This window comes from Shewanella sp. Isolate11, assembly GCF_022398315.1.
Classification (GTDB): Bacteria; Pseudomonadota; Gammaproteobacteria; order Enterobacterales; family Shewanellaceae; genus Shewanella.
This window is the reverse complement of sequence record NZ_JAKEVF010000004.1, coordinates 74,324-89,937: the sequence shown is the minus strand read 5'-3', so window position 1 is coordinate 89,937 and position 15,614 is coordinate 74,324. Positions and strand designations below refer to the sequence as shown.

The 15,614-nt window shown below is 47.2% G+C and carries 14 protein-coding genes; 10 read left to right on the top strand and 4 right to left on the bottom strand.

The genetic code is table 11. The features are described 5' to 3' along the window. The first annotated feature begins 102 nt into the window (after positions 1–102). The 6 genes from L1D21_RS11430 (at position 103) to L1D21_RS11405 (ending at position 6,693) form a co-directional block, all read left to right on the top strand. Positions 103–1,737 carry a methyl-accepting chemotaxis protein gene (locus L1D21_RS11430; RefSeq protein WP_239845374.1) on the top strand — a complete coding sequence of 545 codons (1,635 nt, stop codon included), beginning with the start codon at positions 103–105 and terminating at the stop codon, positions 1,735–1,737. Between the two features lie 587 nt (positions 1,738–2,324). Continuing rightward, positions 2,325–2,780 (top strand): hypothetical protein, encoded by a 456-nt coding sequence (locus L1D21_RS11425; RefSeq protein WP_239845373.1) that lies wholly within the window; start codon positions 2,325–2,327, stop codon positions 2,778–2,780. A 69-nt stretch (positions 2,781–2,849) separates the two neighbouring features. Further along, entirely contained in the window at positions 2,850–3,131 is a 282-nt protein-coding gene (locus L1D21_RS11420; protein WP_239845372.1) for a hypothetical protein, read from the top strand. A 9-nt stretch (positions 3,132–3,140) separates the two neighbouring features. After that, positions 3,141–3,374, top strand: a complete 234-nt coding sequence (locus L1D21_RS11415; protein ID WP_239845371.1) for a hypothetical protein — start codon at positions 3,141–3,143, stop codon at positions 3,372–3,374. Positions 3,375–3,860: 486 nt separating this feature from the next. Beyond that, positions 3,861–4,973 carry an agmatine deiminase gene (aguA, locus tag L1D21_RS11410; RefSeq protein ID WP_239845370.1) on the top strand — a complete coding sequence of 371 codons (1,113 nt, stop codon included), beginning with the start codon at positions 3,861–3,863 and terminating at the stop codon, positions 4,971–4,973. 13 nt (positions 4,974–4,986) lie between these two features. Further along, positions 4,987–6,693, top strand: a complete 1,707-nt coding sequence (locus L1D21_RS11405) for an amidase (protein ID WP_239845369.1) — start codon at positions 4,987–4,989, stop codon at positions 6,691–6,693. 115 nt (positions 6,694–6,808) lie between these two features. On the opposite strand, the gene L1D21_RS11400 is transcribed toward L1D21_RS11405, so the two are convergent. Beyond that, on the bottom strand, positions 6,809–7,144 hold the full coding sequence (locus tag L1D21_RS11400; RefSeq protein WP_239845368.1) for a DUF3622 domain-containing protein: 336 nt from the start codon (positions 7,142–7,144) through the stop codon (positions 6,809–6,811). Between the two features lie 377 nt (positions 7,145–7,521). Between L1D21_RS11400 and L1D21_RS11395 the strand changes: the two genes are divergently transcribed. Further along, positions 7,522–8,973 (top strand): DEAD/DEAH box helicase, encoded by a 1,452-nt coding sequence (locus tag L1D21_RS11395; RefSeq protein ID WP_239845367.1) that lies wholly within the window; start codon positions 7,522–7,524, stop codon positions 8,971–8,973. A gap of 83 nt (positions 8,974–9,056) precedes the next feature. Here L1D21_RS11395 and dbpA read toward each other — a convergent pair whose 3' ends face one another. Further along, positions 9,057–10,496, bottom strand: a complete 1,440-nt coding sequence (gene dbpA, locus L1D21_RS11390) for an ATP-dependent RNA helicase DbpA (protein ID WP_345773516.1) — start codon at positions 10,494–10,496, stop codon at positions 9,057–9,059. Positions 10,497–10,690: 194 nt separating this feature from the next. Between dbpA and L1D21_RS11385 the strand changes: the two genes are divergently transcribed. Beyond that, the gene (locus tag L1D21_RS11385) at positions 10,691–11,002 is read left to right on the top strand and encodes a hypothetical protein (protein WP_239845366.1); all 312 of its coding nucleotides are present in this window, start codon (positions 10,691–10,693) and stop codon (positions 11,000–11,002) included. Between the two features lie 27 nt (positions 11,003–11,029). Here the strand turns inward: L1D21_RS11385 and L1D21_RS11380 are convergent, their stop codons facing one another. Next, positions 11,030–11,224: a YheV family putative zinc ribbon protein gene (locus L1D21_RS11380; RefSeq protein WP_239845365.1), complete on the bottom strand. Its 195-nt coding sequence runs from the start codon at positions 11,222–11,224 to the stop codon at positions 11,030–11,032. 167 nt (positions 11,225–11,391) lie between these two features. Between L1D21_RS11380 and L1D21_RS11375 the strand changes: the two genes are divergently transcribed. Both L1D21_RS11375 and L1D21_RS11370 read left to right on the top strand, forming a co-directional pair. Further along, on the top strand, positions 11,392–13,305 hold the full coding sequence (locus L1D21_RS11375) for an ABC transporter ATP-binding protein (protein WP_239845364.1): 1,914 nt from the start codon (positions 11,392–11,394) through the stop codon (positions 13,303–13,305). Positions 13,306–13,421: 116 nt separating this feature from the next. Continuing rightward, the gene (locus tag L1D21_RS11370; RefSeq protein WP_239845363.1) at positions 13,422–13,910 is read left to right on the top strand and encodes a TIGR02444 family protein; all 489 of its coding nucleotides are present in this window, start codon (positions 13,422–13,424) and stop codon (positions 13,908–13,910) included. Between the two features lie 37 nt (positions 13,911–13,947). Here L1D21_RS11370 and L1D21_RS11365 read toward each other — a convergent pair whose 3' ends face one another. Next, entirely contained in the window at positions 13,948–15,555 is a 1,608-nt protein-coding gene (locus L1D21_RS11365; protein WP_239845362.1) for a GMC family oxidoreductase, read from the bottom strand. Between the last annotated feature and the right edge of the window lie 59 nt (positions 15,556–15,614).

Below are 15,614 nucleotides of genomic sequence, written 5' to 3'. Positions count from 1 at the left end.
GCACTACAAAAATATTATGCATCGGAATATTAAGTAAAACTGAATTTTGCCGACAACTATAGATAGCTTGGTCGTAGATTTATCAGAATAGAGGCAACCTCAATGAACTTTAAAAGTATCCGATTTAGATATACAGCGATGTTTTGTGCCATTGCGGTGGTTTTTATTGTTTCCGTTTTCTTATACACAAAGTTAATTGCAAAAACGGAAGAGGCGATAACACAAATTGGTCAAACATTTAATTTGGCTATTTCATCCGTTATAAATGCAGATAGAGACCTCTACCAAGCACAAGCCGCTGAATTAAGGCTGTTTCAAGGTGAAAATAGCGGTTCAAAGTTTAATGATAACCGCACCGAATTCGAAGAAAACGCGCAACAAGCTTTAGATAAAATGCAAGATTATCAAGAGTTAATGGAGGCGTACCCTAAAATATTGTCAAAGCTTAGCACATTTGAAAATGCCTATAACGATTGGCTAAGTCATGCAAGAGAGGTTTTTTCTTTAGTTGAAAGAGGCGAATTAACCGCAGCCCAAAACTTAAGTAAAACAGACGTTGTGACCAAATTTAATGCGCTAAGAGAGTACTATAACAATGCGGGAGAAGATGCTGACAAGGCCAGTTTAGACTTAAGTCGTCAAACAATCGAAAGTGTAACCAATACGAGTTATGCATTAATGATTTTCAGCATTTTGATTGTTGGCCTTACCTTTACTGTGGGGACACTGGGGCCAAAGTCATTGTCAGGTTTAATTTTGGCGCTATCGCACGAAATCAAGGGATTAAACAGCGGCGATGGAGACCTGACGAGAAGGATCAACTCTAAAAGAGAAGATGAAATAGGCCAGTTAGCCAATGACTTTGACGAGTTCGTTGCGGGGTTGTCAGAGTTAATCGGTTCAATTTTGGAACAATCAAAAACGGTTATTTCAGGCGTTGAGAAACTCGATGAAGGCGCTGCCAGCATTCAGGATACAAGCCGACAACAAGCACATAAAGTTGACTCTATTGTTACAGCAGTAAATGAAATGTCCTACGCTGTCAAAGAAGTAGCACAAAACGCTGTTTCCACATCTGACGAAATTGATGAAGTAAATAGGCTAACCCAAGAAGGGAGTCATATCACTAAAAGTACCGTTAATGATATGGAAGAGCTATCCGTAACAATAGGTACTGCTGCAAATGTCATTGAACATCTAGTCGAAAATTCAAATGACATAGCCTCTGTTTTAGACGTCATAAGAAGCATCGCGGAACAAACCAACTTATTAGCGCTAAATGCAGCGATAGAGGCGGCTCGTGCTGGTGAACAAGGCCGAGGCTTTGCCGTAGTAGCCGACGAAGTTCGTTCCCTTGCGAGTCGCACACAAGAGTCTACACAAAGTATTCAAAAAATGATTGAGAGCTTACAGTCTGGTGTGGAAAAAGCTGTTGAGTCTATAAATAAAGGCAGCGAAGGTACCATTTCAACAGCAGAAAAAGCTAAGCAAGCATTAGTGTCACTAGAAAATATATCGAAGGCATGTAGCAACGTCAGTGAAATGGCAGCACAAACTGCGACTGCAACTGAGGAGCAAGCTCAAGTTGCTCAAAATATTAGTCAAGACTTGACCACCTTGGCAGGACATACACAAGATAACTTAGATGTTGCCGTTGATAACGGCGCACACGCTAATAATACGATGGCAATGGCGACACAGTTAGCAACTTCAGTTGGGCGCTTTAAGTTAAATTAAAAGCGACTCAATACGGATGCCCTGTTGTTACTAAACCTGTGTTACTAAACTTGGACTTAACCTTTGGGTTTGAATCCCCTGCGGTGGGTGCTGTGCATGGATGCACCAATGTTTTGAATTAACTTTGGGTGAGTTTGAGCCTTTTAGATATCTGATGACCTCATCTGAAGTTGTCACTTCATTGTGACTTATCACCTGCGGTGGGCTTATGTGCAGATACTTCTTCGGGACGCTGTACGCCATCCATGGCAGCTTAACGAAAACATCCATGTTTTCGATACCCTCAGCCGCATCTACACTTGGGAATTTCATATCTTCGATTTGGCAGTGTTGATGACTAATGAAATAAGTGAACCTTACTTATCACTTTGAATAAGAGATCACTTTGCATAGGAATCAATAGCTATGCTCATTTTACAAATTTTTGTGCTCGTTTTCCCAGCACCACTCTGATAGAGTTCTTATTAATCAATAACTTTGAAAAAGTTCGACCTAGATAATATGTTTATTAAATGTGCATGCGCGTTTTGCCAAATATATGCGCATGCGCACCAATAAAATGTTACGTGTAATCAATTAGGAAGATTATGAATAACTGGATAGCAGGGTTATCTGAAACAGAGTTGAAGTATATGGCTCCAGCCTTGTTCGTATATGAAGATGATCCTGAAGATGCTGCAATCTTTATGTATAAAGAAGGGTTGTCCAAACCTATGGCCGCCACTGGCGACAAAGATGCTTTCATTGCCCGAGCCAAACAAGAAAAAGAATCTAGACCTCCCAAAAGCTATTGGGAGCAGGTCAAGCATGAGATTTTTACTTTGATATGCACCAGTGATTCAAAATACGACCAGTTAAGAAAATCACTTGAAGAAGTAAGTGAGCAAGGTACAAAAGTCATAGTTGCTACTGTTGCTGCCTCCGTAGCAAGTATTATGGGTGTTGAAGCAGGAATAATCTCAGGGTTCTGTGCGGTTCTTCTTCACTTTATTATAAAAGTCAGCAAAGAGAGTTATTGTACCCTTAAGCAACAAAACACGTAACAAGCAAAGGCAGCGGGCGCCAAAAAGCGGCGCTCGCTGCTTTGGAGGTTATGTTCCAAGGAGAGTCCGATGCCGGTTGGAATAAAAATTGAAAACTGTAAGGACATTAAAATAATTGATTGCGGTTTTTCTGGACTGCAAATTGGTATTGATGTTTCTGATAGCAATGAAGTTAATATCTCTGGTGCAAGCTTTTTGAATGTTAATACAGGTGTAAGGGCAAAAAGAGTCAGAGGACTAAAAGCCTCCAATTGCACAGATGATGATAGTTATACGAGCACATCGTTCCGTCTGTCTGCTGCTGCAAAAATAGTCAGATGGTATACTGAGTACTTGAGAGGCAGAGGATAGCATATGCCAATGTTCGACATAGAAGACTCAAAAGATATTGATTTAGAGAACAATAAGACATCAAAACAAACTCTAGCCAAGATTAAAAATGTTGAAGGCCTTAAAGCTAAAGGTAATGAAGCAGGAATTAATCCAGAAGCATCAAAGTCTGAAGAAGAAATAGTGGAACTGAAACCAAACTTTATGGGGTTCGGTATCAACCTTAGGGCTTTGTGGCGAAAAATAATATGCAAAAAAACATAAAAAAAGTAATTGTAGTAGCCCGCAAGCAGTCTGGGAGCTCCGCTGCTATGCAGCTTCGGCCCCTAAATTAGGCGTTAGCCTCCTAAATATTAATTCTAATCTAATGAATTAGAGCAAAAATCTAATTCGCTTTTGTCCAAATCCTTCCCATACAGCTAAATCGAAGAGACGAATAATCCGGTGTAGGTGCGGCTGAGACCTTCCGTGACATGGATGTCACGGTAGAGCCTACATGGACGTACTTGCAGCGTGTCGAAGCAGTACCTGCACATCAGCCTGCTGCAAGCAATTCAAAAGATTGAAGCCTAACGCTACATCATAGTGATAGCGCCAAATAAGATCAGACCTAGCAGAAAGAAACTTAGCTAACTTGTTTTCCGACAAGCACCAAATACCACTTGATTGATATTCACGGTATTCCTATTCTATCGTCCTATGTTTGGATTCATCCCTTATAGTTTTTCAGCATTACTGGAGACAAATTTCATGACAAACGCGAATGTGGATGCCGCGCAGTTAACCACTAAACCATCTGAAGATGGTTATAGCATGCCCGCCGAATGGGCAGCGCAGCAGGCAGTATGGATGATTTGGCCATACCGTCCTGACAACTGGCGCTCTGCAGGGGCTTATGCTCAGGCGACATTTGCCAAGGTGGCAGATGCCATAGGCGCAGTGACTCCGGTTTATATGGGTGTTCCCAAGGCATTTTTGCCAGAGGCTAAAAAAGTAATGCCTACCCACGTCACTCTGGTCGAAATCGACAGTGACGATTGCTGGGCGCGCGATACGGGGCCAACGGTGGTGACCCATAGCGATGGCGACTGCCGTGGTGTGGATTGGGGCTTTAATGCTTGGGGCGGACATAACGGTGGCTTGTATTATCCATGGGATAAAGACCAGCAAGTTGCCACTCAAATGCTAACTCAGCAAGGATTTGCCCGTTATAGCGCGCCACTGATCCTCGAAGGGGGGTCGATTCACGTAGATGGTGAAGGCACCTGTTTAACCACAGAAGAATGTTTGCTCAACGCTAACCGCAACCCAGATCTGAGTCGCGAACAGATCGAAGCGTTACTGAGTGATTATTTGAATGTGCAGCAGTTTATCTGGTTGCCTGAAGGTGTGTACATGGATGAAACCGACGGACATATCGACAATATGTGCTGTTTTGCTCGTCCCGGTGAAGTGATTTTACACTGGACTGATGATGAGTCAGATCCTCAGTATCCTCGCTCGAAAGCCGCTTTAGATGTGTTGCAAAATAGTGTCGATGCACAAGGGCGTAAATTAAAAGTCCATCTGATGCCACAACCGGGGCCACTGTATTGCACCGAAGAGGAATCAAAAGGTGTCATTGAGGGAACTGGCGTGCCACGTACTGCGGGCGAACGCTTAGCGGGTTCTTATGTGAACTTTTTAATCACCAATAATCGCATCGTTTTCCCGCTACTCGATCCCTCAACTGACGATATCGCTGCACAGAAACTGCAGCAGATTTTCCCTGAGTATGAAATAGTCGGTGTGCCTGCGCGCGAGATCTTATTAGGCGGTGGTAATATTCATTGTATAACCCAACAGATCCCCTCAGGTAAATAACAAGGAGCGACCCATGTTTGAAGTCACTGAGGTTTCTATTGCTGAGCTACGTAGCGCGCTCGAATCCGGTCGCACTACCGCCGTAGAACTGGTGAATGCTTATCTGGCACGCATTGAGGCATATGACGGCCCTGCGACAGAAACTAAGCTCAATGCCGTAGTGGTTCACAATCCCGATGCACTTAAAGAAGCCCAAGCCTCTGATGCTCGCCGTGCTCGCGGTGAAACACTTAGCCCGCTCGATGGCATTCCTTACACAGCCAAAGACAGCTATCTAGTAAAGGGGCTCACCGCCGCGTCGGGCAGCCCTGCCTTCAAGGATTTAGTTGCCCAGTTCGACGCCTTTGCTGTAGAGCGCCTGCGCGCCGCTGGTGCCATCTGTTTAGGCAAAACCAACATGCCACCTATGGCCAACGGTGGTATGCAACGCGGTCACTACGGTCGCGCCGAAAGCCCCTACAATGCTGACTACCTCACGGCTCCGTTTGCCTCGGGGTCATCCAATGGTGCAGGTACAGGCACTGCGGCAAGTTTCTCGACGTTCGGCCTCGCGGAAGAGACTTGGTCGAGTGGTCGTGGACCTGCATCCAACAATGGTCTGTGCGCCTATACCCCGTCACGCGGGGTGATTTCTGTGCGCGGCAACTGGCCGCTCACCCCCACCATGGATGTGGTGGTGCCTTACACTCGCACCATGGCTGATATGCTCGAAGTGCTCGATATCATCGTTGCCGATGACCCTATCACCCGTGGTGATCTATGGCGGCTGCAACCTTGGGTCGAGATCCCTAAGGCATCGACACTTCGTCCAGAGTCTTACTTGAGCCTTGCCGCTCAGGCCGACACCCTCAAGGGGAAACGTTTCGGTGTACCACGCATGTTCATCAATAAAGATGAATTGGCTGGCACAAGCGAAAACCCCGGTATCGGTGGCCCAACGGGTCAACGGATCCATACTCGTGATTCGGTGATCGATCTTTGGCAAGCGGCGCGTCAAGCACTGGAATCTGCCGGAGCCGAAGTCATCGAAGTCGACTTTCCGCTGGTATCTAACTGTGAAGGCGACCGACCTGACGCACCGACCGTATTCAATCGCGGCATAGTCACAGAGCAATTCCTAGAAGATGAGTTATGGGAGTTATCGGGCTGGGCATTCGATGAGTTTCTGCGCGCCAACAACGACCCTAAACTTAACCGACTAGCAGATGTGAACGGCTATCATATCTTCCCCCATGATCTTGGCACCTTGCCAAATCGTGAAGGTGATTTAGCCGCGGGCATGGAAGAGTATGTCAACATGGCCAAGCGTGGCCTTAAATCTTATGACGAAATCGACAGCATCCCCGATGGTCTGCGCGGCTTAGAGCAAACCCGCAAGCTGGATCTGGAAGATTGGATGGACGAGCTGAAACTCGATGCCGTGCTGTTTCCCACCGTAGCCGATGTGGGGCCTGCTGATGCCCACATTAATCCCGCCTCTGCCGACATTGCTTGGAGCAACGGCGTTTGGGTCGCTAACGGTAACTTGGCGATTCGCCACTTGGGTGTTCCCACAGTGACGGTACCTATGGGAGTCATGGCCGATATTGGCATGCCCGTAGGTTTGACCTTCGCAGGCCGTGCTTATGACGACAATAACTTATTGAGCTTTGCAAGCGCCTTCGAGGCCACTGGCAGCAAGCGGATGATCCCGCCACGCACGCCAGCGCTGGGAAAATAGCGCTAAGCTTTAGGCGATAAGCTTTAAAAAAACGGCAATTAAAAAGCCCAATGGTGATTCACCATTGGGCTTTATATTTGCAGCTATACGCTAGATATTAACGCTAAACGACGATTTACTCTTCGTCGTCAAAATCATAATCGTCTTCGAAATCAGCTTCGTCAGCATCTGGATGAGCTTCACGCCATGCGGCAGCAGCCGCTTCTTTTGCTGCTAATGCTTCGGTGCGTTCTTCACGACTTTTCGCACGGCGCTCGTTGCGTACCATCAAGTTTTCCACGATAGCTTGTAGTGCTTTGTTGCCCCACTCGCTCGCTTCTTCCTGAGTCGCGAAGCCCTCTTTTTTCTTAGTCACTACGGTTTTACGCGCGGTCATACGACGGGTGACTTGAGCACTCCAGCCTTGTTCGGTTTCAACAACGCGAAGGGCATACTTTTTATCTTGTGACATGATTCAATCCTAAATTGAGTAAAGGCATGCTCTTCGAGCGTTTACATTCGCTATCAACACTTGCCAAAAACAGATTCCAACTATGGGCATTACCCAAGTGAGGGATAGCCCGAAAGGCGGCTATTGTAGTCTCATTTGCACAAAACTCAATCATGATAGCTCGAATAACTCGATTAAATTGAATTATCGCTACTAAGGCCCAAAGTCAGTGGTAAAAACAAGTGTGATCCACCAGCCAAGCTTAAGCTAAACTGCAACAATAGTGTCAGTTTTATCGAATAATTAGCGCTCAGAAGGCAGATCCTGTAAGCTGCACGCCCGCCAACGTACTTGGCCCCCTGAATTTCGCTGCCCAAGCAGCCTCAAGAGACCCATCTATGAGTTTTACCTCCCTAGGTTTATCTGCTCCTATTTTAAAAGCTGTCGAGCAAAAAGGTTATCAAACCCCTTCGCCTATCCAAGCCCAAGCGATTCCTGCGGTTTTGGAAGGCAAAGATGTCATGGCCGCAGCACAAACCGGAACCGGAAAAACCGCAGGTTTTACCTTGCCACTACTTGAACTGCTCAGCCGTGGTGAACGCGCCCGAGCGAAACAAGTACGCGCCTTGGTATTAACACCCACAAGGGAACTGGCAGCGCAAATTGCCGAAAGCGTAACAACTTATGGGAAGAACTTGCCACTACGCAGCGCCGTTGTATTTGGTGGTGTGGGAATCGTGCCACAAATTAAGCAGCTTAGTCGCGGCGTCGATATTTTAGTGGCAACACCGGGACGATTATTGGATCTGTATAACCAAAAAGCCTTAAGTTTTAGCCAGCTAGAGATTTTAGTCCTCGACGAAGCCGACCGTATGCTCGACATGGGCTTTATCCATGACATCAAAAAAGTCTTGGCGATTTTACCGCCCAAACGCCAAAACCTGATGTTCTCAGCCACTTTTTCTAATGAGATCCGAACCTTAGCCAAAGGCTTAGTAAATAATCCAGTTGAGATATCAGTCACCCCGCGTAACACCACGGCTAACAGTGTCGAGCAGCTGATATGCCCTGTCGATAAAACCCGTAAATCTGCGGCCTTGATAACGTTGATCAAACAGCACGACTGGCAACAAGTATTGGTATTTAGCCGTACCAAACATGGCGCCAACCGATTGGCTAAAAACTTAGAGGCCAAAGGCATCACTGCAGCGGCGATTCATGGCAATAAGAGTCAAGGCGCGCGCACCAAAGCGCTAGCTAATTTCAAAAGCGGCGAAGTACGGGTATTAGTGGCAACCGACATTGCTGCGCGTGGCTTAGATATCGATCAGCTTCCCCAAGTGGTTAATTTCGATCTGCCCAATGTGCCAGAAGATTATGTACATCGTATTGGCCGAACAGGCCGTGCAGGCGCCAATGGTAAGGCGATCTCTTTGGTGAGCAGTGAAGAAACTAAGTTGTTAGCGGATATCGAACGCCTGATCGGTAAAGTGCTGCCTCGTAGTGAAGTCGAAGGTTTCGAGCCGACTCACGCGCTTGCCACCACAGATTTAACTCCTAAGCGTCATGGGCAACATAAAGGCCCACGTAACGCCGCAGCAAAACAGGACAATCGCCGCCCTGCTTCGCGTTCGAATCAAGCTAGCACGGGCAATAAAGCGGGTAACAAGGCTGGTAAAAATGAAGCTCAAAAAGCGCCTGATAAGGACAGTTCACAAAGTCAGACGCAAAAGCCAAAGCCGAATAAAGCACGCCGTCCACACCAAGGTAAGAGCGAGCATAAAGATGGCAACGCGCCCGCTCGCCGTCGTTCTCGTCGCTCCAACCCCGCTGCCGCCGCAAAAAGCTAACACTTCAAATATATAGACTGAAATAACAAAAAAGGAGCTAACCTAAGTTAGCTCCTTTTTATTTTGTAATGCCGGCTTAGAGGCTATCTTAACTCCCATGCACGATAGCTTTTGCCCTTGAGCTTGCCTTTAATAATCTTGTTAAGCGCCTTATTCAGTACCTTGCGATCCACTGCGACGTAAGAGCGGAATTCGGTGATTTTAATCTTACCGACTTGTGAACCTTCAATCCCATTATCGCCAGTCAAACACCCTAAGATATCACCCGGACGTACTTTGTTCTTTTTGCCGCCATCGATTTGAATCGTCACCATGCGAGGCTGCGGCGGATAAGTATCAAGCAGGCTTTCACTGGGCAAGGCCTCACCAACAATATCACGACCAATTTCATCTTCTAACAAGGCAATTTTGTAACCATCTTCATGATTGAAGAAGGTGTGCGCCGCACCTTTACTGCCTGCGCGTCCGGTACGACCGATACGGTGAATATGCACCTCGGTGTCGTAAGCCACATGGTAGTTAACCACCATATCCAGCGCATCTATGTCTAAGCCACGAGCCGCCACATCTGTCGCCACCATCACGCTGGCGCTCTTGTTGGCAAACCTCAGTAACATCTGATCGCGATCGCGCTGCTCCAGATCGCCATGTAGGGCAACCACGCTAAAACCTGCGTTGGTCAATTTCGCCGCCACATCTTTGGTCTCACGCTTGGTATTACAAAACACCACCGCACTTTCAGGACGGTTAGCCAGCAATAACAGCTGCAATGCCTTCATTCGATCGTTATTGTTACCACACTCATAGAAGTGCTGCTCAATCGTATTACCATCATGTTTTTGTTCAACTTTAACCATCACAGGGTTAACCAAAAACTGCTCGCTAATGGTTTGGATCTGCTCAGGGAAAGTGGCGCTAAATAACAAGGTCTGACGCTCACGAGGCACGGCTAACATGATGGCATCGAGCTCTTTTTGAAAGCCCATTTCCAACATGCGATCCGCTTCATCGAGCACCAACATATTGACGTTATCTAAGTCTAAACGGCCACGATCCAGATGATCTATGATACGCCCTGGCGTACCCACAATAATGTGCGCGCCGTGTTCTAAAGAACCAATTTGAGGCCCCATAGGCACGCCGCCACACAGGGTTAGAATTTTGATGTTATGAATACCGCGCGCCAAGGTACGCAGATCCGCAGCCACCTGATCCGCCAGTTCACGGGTCGGACACATCACCATGGCTTGAATACGAAAACGCTTCACATTGAGCTTATTCAGCAACCCTAAGCCAAACGCCGCCGTTTTCCCTGAACCCGTTTTGCCCTGACCAATAACATCTTCACCGTCGAGAATAGCGGGAAGACTGGCTGCCTGAATCGGCGTCATCGCCTCGAAACCTATGGTTTTTAGGGTATCGAGCAATTCGGTTTTTAACGGCAAACGCTCAAATGCGGTGCTGTTATCGACTTGATTATTGGCGGCTTGATTATTAGCGGCTGGGGGAGTGGCTTGAGTCACGGTATTTTCCTAATCGGAGAGGCTTACAACTGTCGCGCTGCAACAGTCAAAGTAATTGGCGGCGATTATAGCAATCTTTTAGCCAAGATGCTGTGGCAATCGCGGTAAATCATCGGCAAGATATCGCATCCAACTCCATTTACGGTTACCCTACAGCCAATTGTCTCAACAAGACTCAGAAGATAAGTCAGCTTATGAATAAAGCCAATATCACCAAAGCTCAGTTAATTGAGCAAATTAACCTTTGGAAACAGCAAGCGATCAGCGCCGAACAGCTACAAGACTGGATGGTCACCCATTATGACCCCGATGAAGTTGATGTCGGCTTAGGTGAGCCTGAATGGACCGTCGAAGCGATGAATATCGTGATGAATGAGTATGAAATTGCCAAGCTCGATAAGTTTCGCCAAGAAAACGCCCAACTGGGTATCGATTTTATCGAATGCGACGAGTCTCGTTTTAACCAGACCCGTCATCTCTTCTTACAACAAGGTTTTAAGGATTAAACTTCCAGCTTAAGGCTAAAAACCAAGCTAAGGTTTAAAAACCCCGATAACATCGCCGCTGGCTTTAGCGGCGACCTGCTGTTCAGCTTGTTGCTCGCGATAGTCACACTCGACACATTCAACGGTTTCTACGCCCTGCTCTTTAAACAGTACTATGCTGTCTTGCGCCTGACACTTGGGACACTTGGCTCCTGCAACAAAACGTTTTTTGACTCTTTTCACTTGGTATTAACCTGTATTACTGACCATCAAGGTGGGACTGAGGTTATTTTGCCATAAACAGATCTAAAACACCGTATAATTGTTCGACCTAAAACATAGCAAGCATAGTCGGTTCTAGGGTATTATCCTTGGCCATTATCTCCAGCTAGCTTCAAGTCGACTTTTTAATGATCACCATCACCCAAGCACAACTTATCCGTGGTTCCAAAACCTTATTGGACGAAACCTCACTGACCATTTATCCCGGCCATAAAGTGGGTCTTGTGGGGGCCAACGGCACAGGTAAGTCTTCGTTGCTGGCACTGATCTTAGGTCACCTGAGCTTGGACAAGGGCGAAATTAATGTCCCCAGTGGCTGGCAAATTGCCACCGTAGCTCAGGAAACACCAGCGCTGGATGTGAGTGCTATCGAGTATGTTATCGATGGCGATCGAGAATATCGTCAGCTAGAGCAAGCGTTACATCAGGCTCAGCTGGATGATGATGGTAATGCAATTGCCCTGCTGCACGGCAAAATTGATGCCATCGGCGGCTATGCGATTCATTCTCGTGCCGCCAGTTTATTAGCAGGTTTAGGCTTTAGTGAAGCCGAGCAGAAAAACCCTGTCAAAAGTTTTTCCGGTGGTTGGCGTATGCGTCTTAACTTGGCTCAGGCGCTACTGTGTCGCTCAGAACTCTTGTTACTGGATGAGCCTACCAACCACTTAGATTTAGACACAATGTATTGGCTCGAAGGTTGGATTAAATCTTACCAAGGCACCTTAGTCTTAATCAGTCACGACAGAGACTTTATCGATGCCATCGTCGATGAAATCGTTCATGTAGAACAGCAAAAGCTTAACTACTACAAAGGTAATTACAGCGCGTTTGAGCGGATCCGCGCCGAGCGTATGGCGCAGCAACAAGTGGCCTACGAACGCCAACAGAAAGAGCGTTCGCACATGCAATCTTTCGTCGACCGTTTTCGCTATAAGGCCAGTAAAGCGAAACAGGCCCAGAGTCGCTTAAAAGCCTTGGAGCGGATGACCGATTTATTGCCCTCAAAGGCCGACAGCCCATTCTATATGGAGTTTCGAGCCCCCGAAGCATTGCCTAATCCGCTAGTGACCATGGAAAAAGTCTCTGTCGGCTATGGCGACAAAGCCATTTTAAATCATGTTCACCTGAACTTGGTGCCCGGTGCTCGCATCGGTTTGTTAGGACGCAATGGCGCGGGTAAATCCACGCTAATCAAACTGTTGTCAGAGCAACTTAAGCCAATGAGCGGTTTGTATGAGACTAATCCTGGCCTGAATATTGGCTATTTCGCCCAGCATCAAATTGAATTTTTGCGTCTCGATGATTCGCCACTGCAACACCTTACCCGCTTAGCACCGACACACAGAGAACAAGAGCTACGTGATTTTCTCGGCGGTTATGGCTTTCATGGCGATATGGCACTCTCACCAGTGCGACCTTTCTCTGGTGGTGAAAAAGCCCGTTTAGTGTTGGCGCTACTGGTGTGGCAACGTCCCAACCTGTTACTGCTGGATGAGCCCACCAACCACTTAGATCTTGAGATGCGCCATTCCCTGACAATGGCACTGCAATCTTTCGAAGGCGCGATGATTATCGTCTCCCATGATAGACACTTACTGCGTCTGAGCTGTAGTGATTATTATCTTGTGGATCAAGGAGAAGTACGCAGTTTCGACGGCGACCTCGATGATTATCATCAATGGTTATTAGATGCGGCTAAGAGTGATAACAAGAGCGAAGTGATACTGGACGCGACCCCTGCTCAAGATAAAAAACTGCAAAAACGCCTAGAAGCCGAGTTAAGACAAAAGCTATCGCCCCACAAGAAAGCGCAAGCCAAACTGGAAAAAGCACAGCAGCAGCACAATGAGCGCCTCAGTGAACTGGAAAACCTGTTGGCCGATACCAGCCTGTACGATGCCGACAATAAGGCTCAACTCACTGAAGTATTAAGTGAGCGAACTCAACTCACTCAAGCCCTCGAAGAGAGTGAGATGGAGTGGCTTGAGTTACAAGAAGAGATCGAAGCCATCGAAAAACAGGTTAATGCCGAGCTAAGCTAGTATTTAATTAAAATCGTAATTCAAGGAGCCGAGGCTAGAGGCTCAGAATTGAGAGAGCCAGTAAAGATAAAACGGTCTAAAAGACATGGAAAGGACTGCAAAGCAAAGGAAGCAATATGAATGTAGCTAAGCCATTTACAGCATCGTTATGGCAAACTTGCGATCAGATTTACGCCCAGCAACAGCCACTATTTATCAATCTGCAGGATGAATATGGGGTTAACGTAAATCTGTTGCTGCTGGCGCTGTGGCTAGATCAACAAGACTATGTACTGAGCCGCCAACAATGGCAGCAACTGTTTGTCGAAATCGACCATCATGATCAACGAGTGTTACAGCCCTATCGCCGCCTGAGAAAGTTGAGTAAGCATCATCTAGAGGGTGAAGAGTATCAGAAGATGCTCGAAGTCGAATTGATGTTAGAGCGCAAGACTCAGAGCTTACTGTTACGCAAGCTTAATCAGTTAACGGCTAACCAAAACGATGCGTCAATCCAGCCTGTCTCGCCTGCTGAATCTTCGACTAACCTCCAAGGCTACTTATTGCTGTTTGGCCTCGATAGCAGTGATTATCCTCAGCTGAGTTCACTCGCGGCTCATACTTAACCGCACCTCATGAGCCGCCGAGCTAACCAAACCCCAGTTAACTAGACTGCGTCACCGACTGAGGCTTTAATCGCTCGGCAAGTAGCGTGGCATTACGCGCCGTGATGCCATACACAGACAACTGCGGGTTTGCGCCTAAGCTGGTCGGGAAAATCGAGCCATCCATCACCGACAGATTTTCATAATAATGTGAGTCGCCCTGACTATTAACCATCGCCAATTGCGTGTCTTCTCCCATTGGGCAGCCCCCCATCACATGAGCACTAGCCACCACGGTTTTTAACGGCGCTAAATCCATCTCACTGATGGCCTGCTTGGCCTGTGTCCAACTGGTCATAAAAGGCATGCCTTCACTGATAGGTAAGACTTTTTTCGCCCCCGCCGCAAACTGTAACTCCGCCATACTGGCAAATGCGCGCCGTGCCGCATCCCAGAACGCTTGTTCTAAGGGATAATCTAAGTTGAAACCATGGGGTGTTAACTCTACAGTGCCGCCTTGGCTCTGCGGATGGAAGCCGTCTCGCACCAAGGCGATAGTGACTTGCATTTGATTAAACTTGGCCATCAACTCGGCATGACTCTGACCAAAACCTAAGGTTTTCGATGAGATCAACACCGGATGCACTGGTGGTACTTCCAATTTATAACCCAGCTCACCATCGGCACCGTTTTGCCACACAAATTGATCGCTATAAATCGATTGAGGCGCGCCGCTATGGGCGTTTACCGCATCGCTAAATAATGCGCCGCTGAGCACAGTAGGATGCAAAAAGATACGCTTACCGAGTATTTCATAAGGATCGGTTAGTTTCGATTGCATCATCATCACCGGCGTATGAATAGACCCGGCGCTTAACACATAGTGTTTGGCCTTAAACATCAGTTCGACGCCAGTGAAGTTTAACGATTCACTCAGCGCCTGTGCCTTAAGGGCAAATATTTTTTCTTTATGATGTTCGATTTTGGTAACTTTGGCGCGGCTGACAAGAATTGCTCCCTGATCTAGCGCCGAAGGAATCGTGGTTATCAACATCGACTGCTTAGCATTAACCGGACAGCCCATGCCGCAATAGCCAGTATTCCAGCAGCCTGCGACATTGCGTTTAATGCGAGTGTATTGCCAGCCTAGCGCCTCACAACCATTTTTCAGCGCCATATTGTTGCGGTTGGGATCGTAGCTCCACTGCTTGATATTCAGTCGCTGTTCCATCTGCTCAAACCAAGGCGCTAAGCTTTCGCTATTAAGACCAGCAACGGATTTCTGCTTCGCCCAATAATCTAAGGTATTGTCTGGAGTGCGGATAGAGGTGGTCCAATTCACTGTAGTCGACCCACCGACGGCACGGCCTTGAAAGATTCCAATGCCCTTGTCTTTGGTTTTCATCGAGGCTGCTTGCTGATACAGATTAGGATAAGCACGGCGCTCCTCCATATTGAAGCTCTCGGAAGACTTAAGCGGACCACCTTCGACGATAATCACCGACAAGCCTGCTTTGGATAAGATCTCTGCAGCGACACCACCACCAGCTCCACTTCCAACAATGACGACATCGGCTTCGAGAGTGACATTGCCTGTCAGTGTACTGCCATCGATGTGATGCCAGCCTCCCGCTAAACCTTCAACTATGGGATCTGCTATCGCCACAACTTACCCTCCAGGGTGGTGCTTTTATTTGAACAAATGATTAAATAGGTGATTGAAAA

Bases quoted from the DNA above. Each gene is read 5' to 3' on its own strand.
- L1D21_RS11430 (WP_239845374.1), top strand. From the start codon at position 103: ATGAACTTTAAAAGTATCCGATTTAGATATACAGCGATGTTTTGTGCC.
- L1D21_RS11425 (WP_239845373.1), top strand. From the start codon at position 2,325: ATGAATAACTGGATAGCAGGGTTATCTGAAACAGAGTTGAAGTATATG.
- L1D21_RS11420 (WP_239845372.1), top strand. From the start codon at position 2,850: ATGCCGGTTGGAATAAAAATTGAAAACTGTAAGGACATTAAAATAATT.
- L1D21_RS11415 (WP_239845371.1), top strand. From the start codon at position 3,141: ATGTTCGACATAGAAGACTCAAAAGATATTGATTTAGAGAACAATAAG.
- aguA (WP_239845370.1), top strand. From the start codon at position 3,861: ATGACAAACGCGAATGTGGATGCCGCGCAGTTAACCACTAAACCATCT.
- L1D21_RS11405 (WP_239845369.1), top strand. From the start codon at position 4,987: ATGTTTGAAGTCACTGAGGTTTCTATTGCTGAGCTACGTAGCGCGCTC.
- L1D21_RS11400 (WP_239845368.1), bottom strand. From the start codon at position 7,144: ATGTCACAAGATAAAAAGTATGCCCTTCGCGTTGTTGAAACCGAACAA.
- L1D21_RS11395 (WP_239845367.1), top strand. From the start codon at position 7,522: ATGAGTTTTACCTCCCTAGGTTTATCTGCTCCTATTTTAAAAGCTGTC.
- L1D21_RS11385 (WP_239845366.1), top strand. From the start codon at position 10,691: ATGAATAAAGCCAATATCACCAAAGCTCAGTTAATTGAGCAAATTAAC.
- L1D21_RS11375 (WP_239845364.1), top strand. From the start codon at position 11,392: ATGATCACCATCACCCAAGCACAACTTATCCGTGGTTCCAAAACCTTA.
- L1D21_RS11370 (WP_239845363.1), top strand. From the start codon at position 13,422: ATGAATGTAGCTAAGCCATTTACAGCATCGTTATGGCAAACTTGCGAT.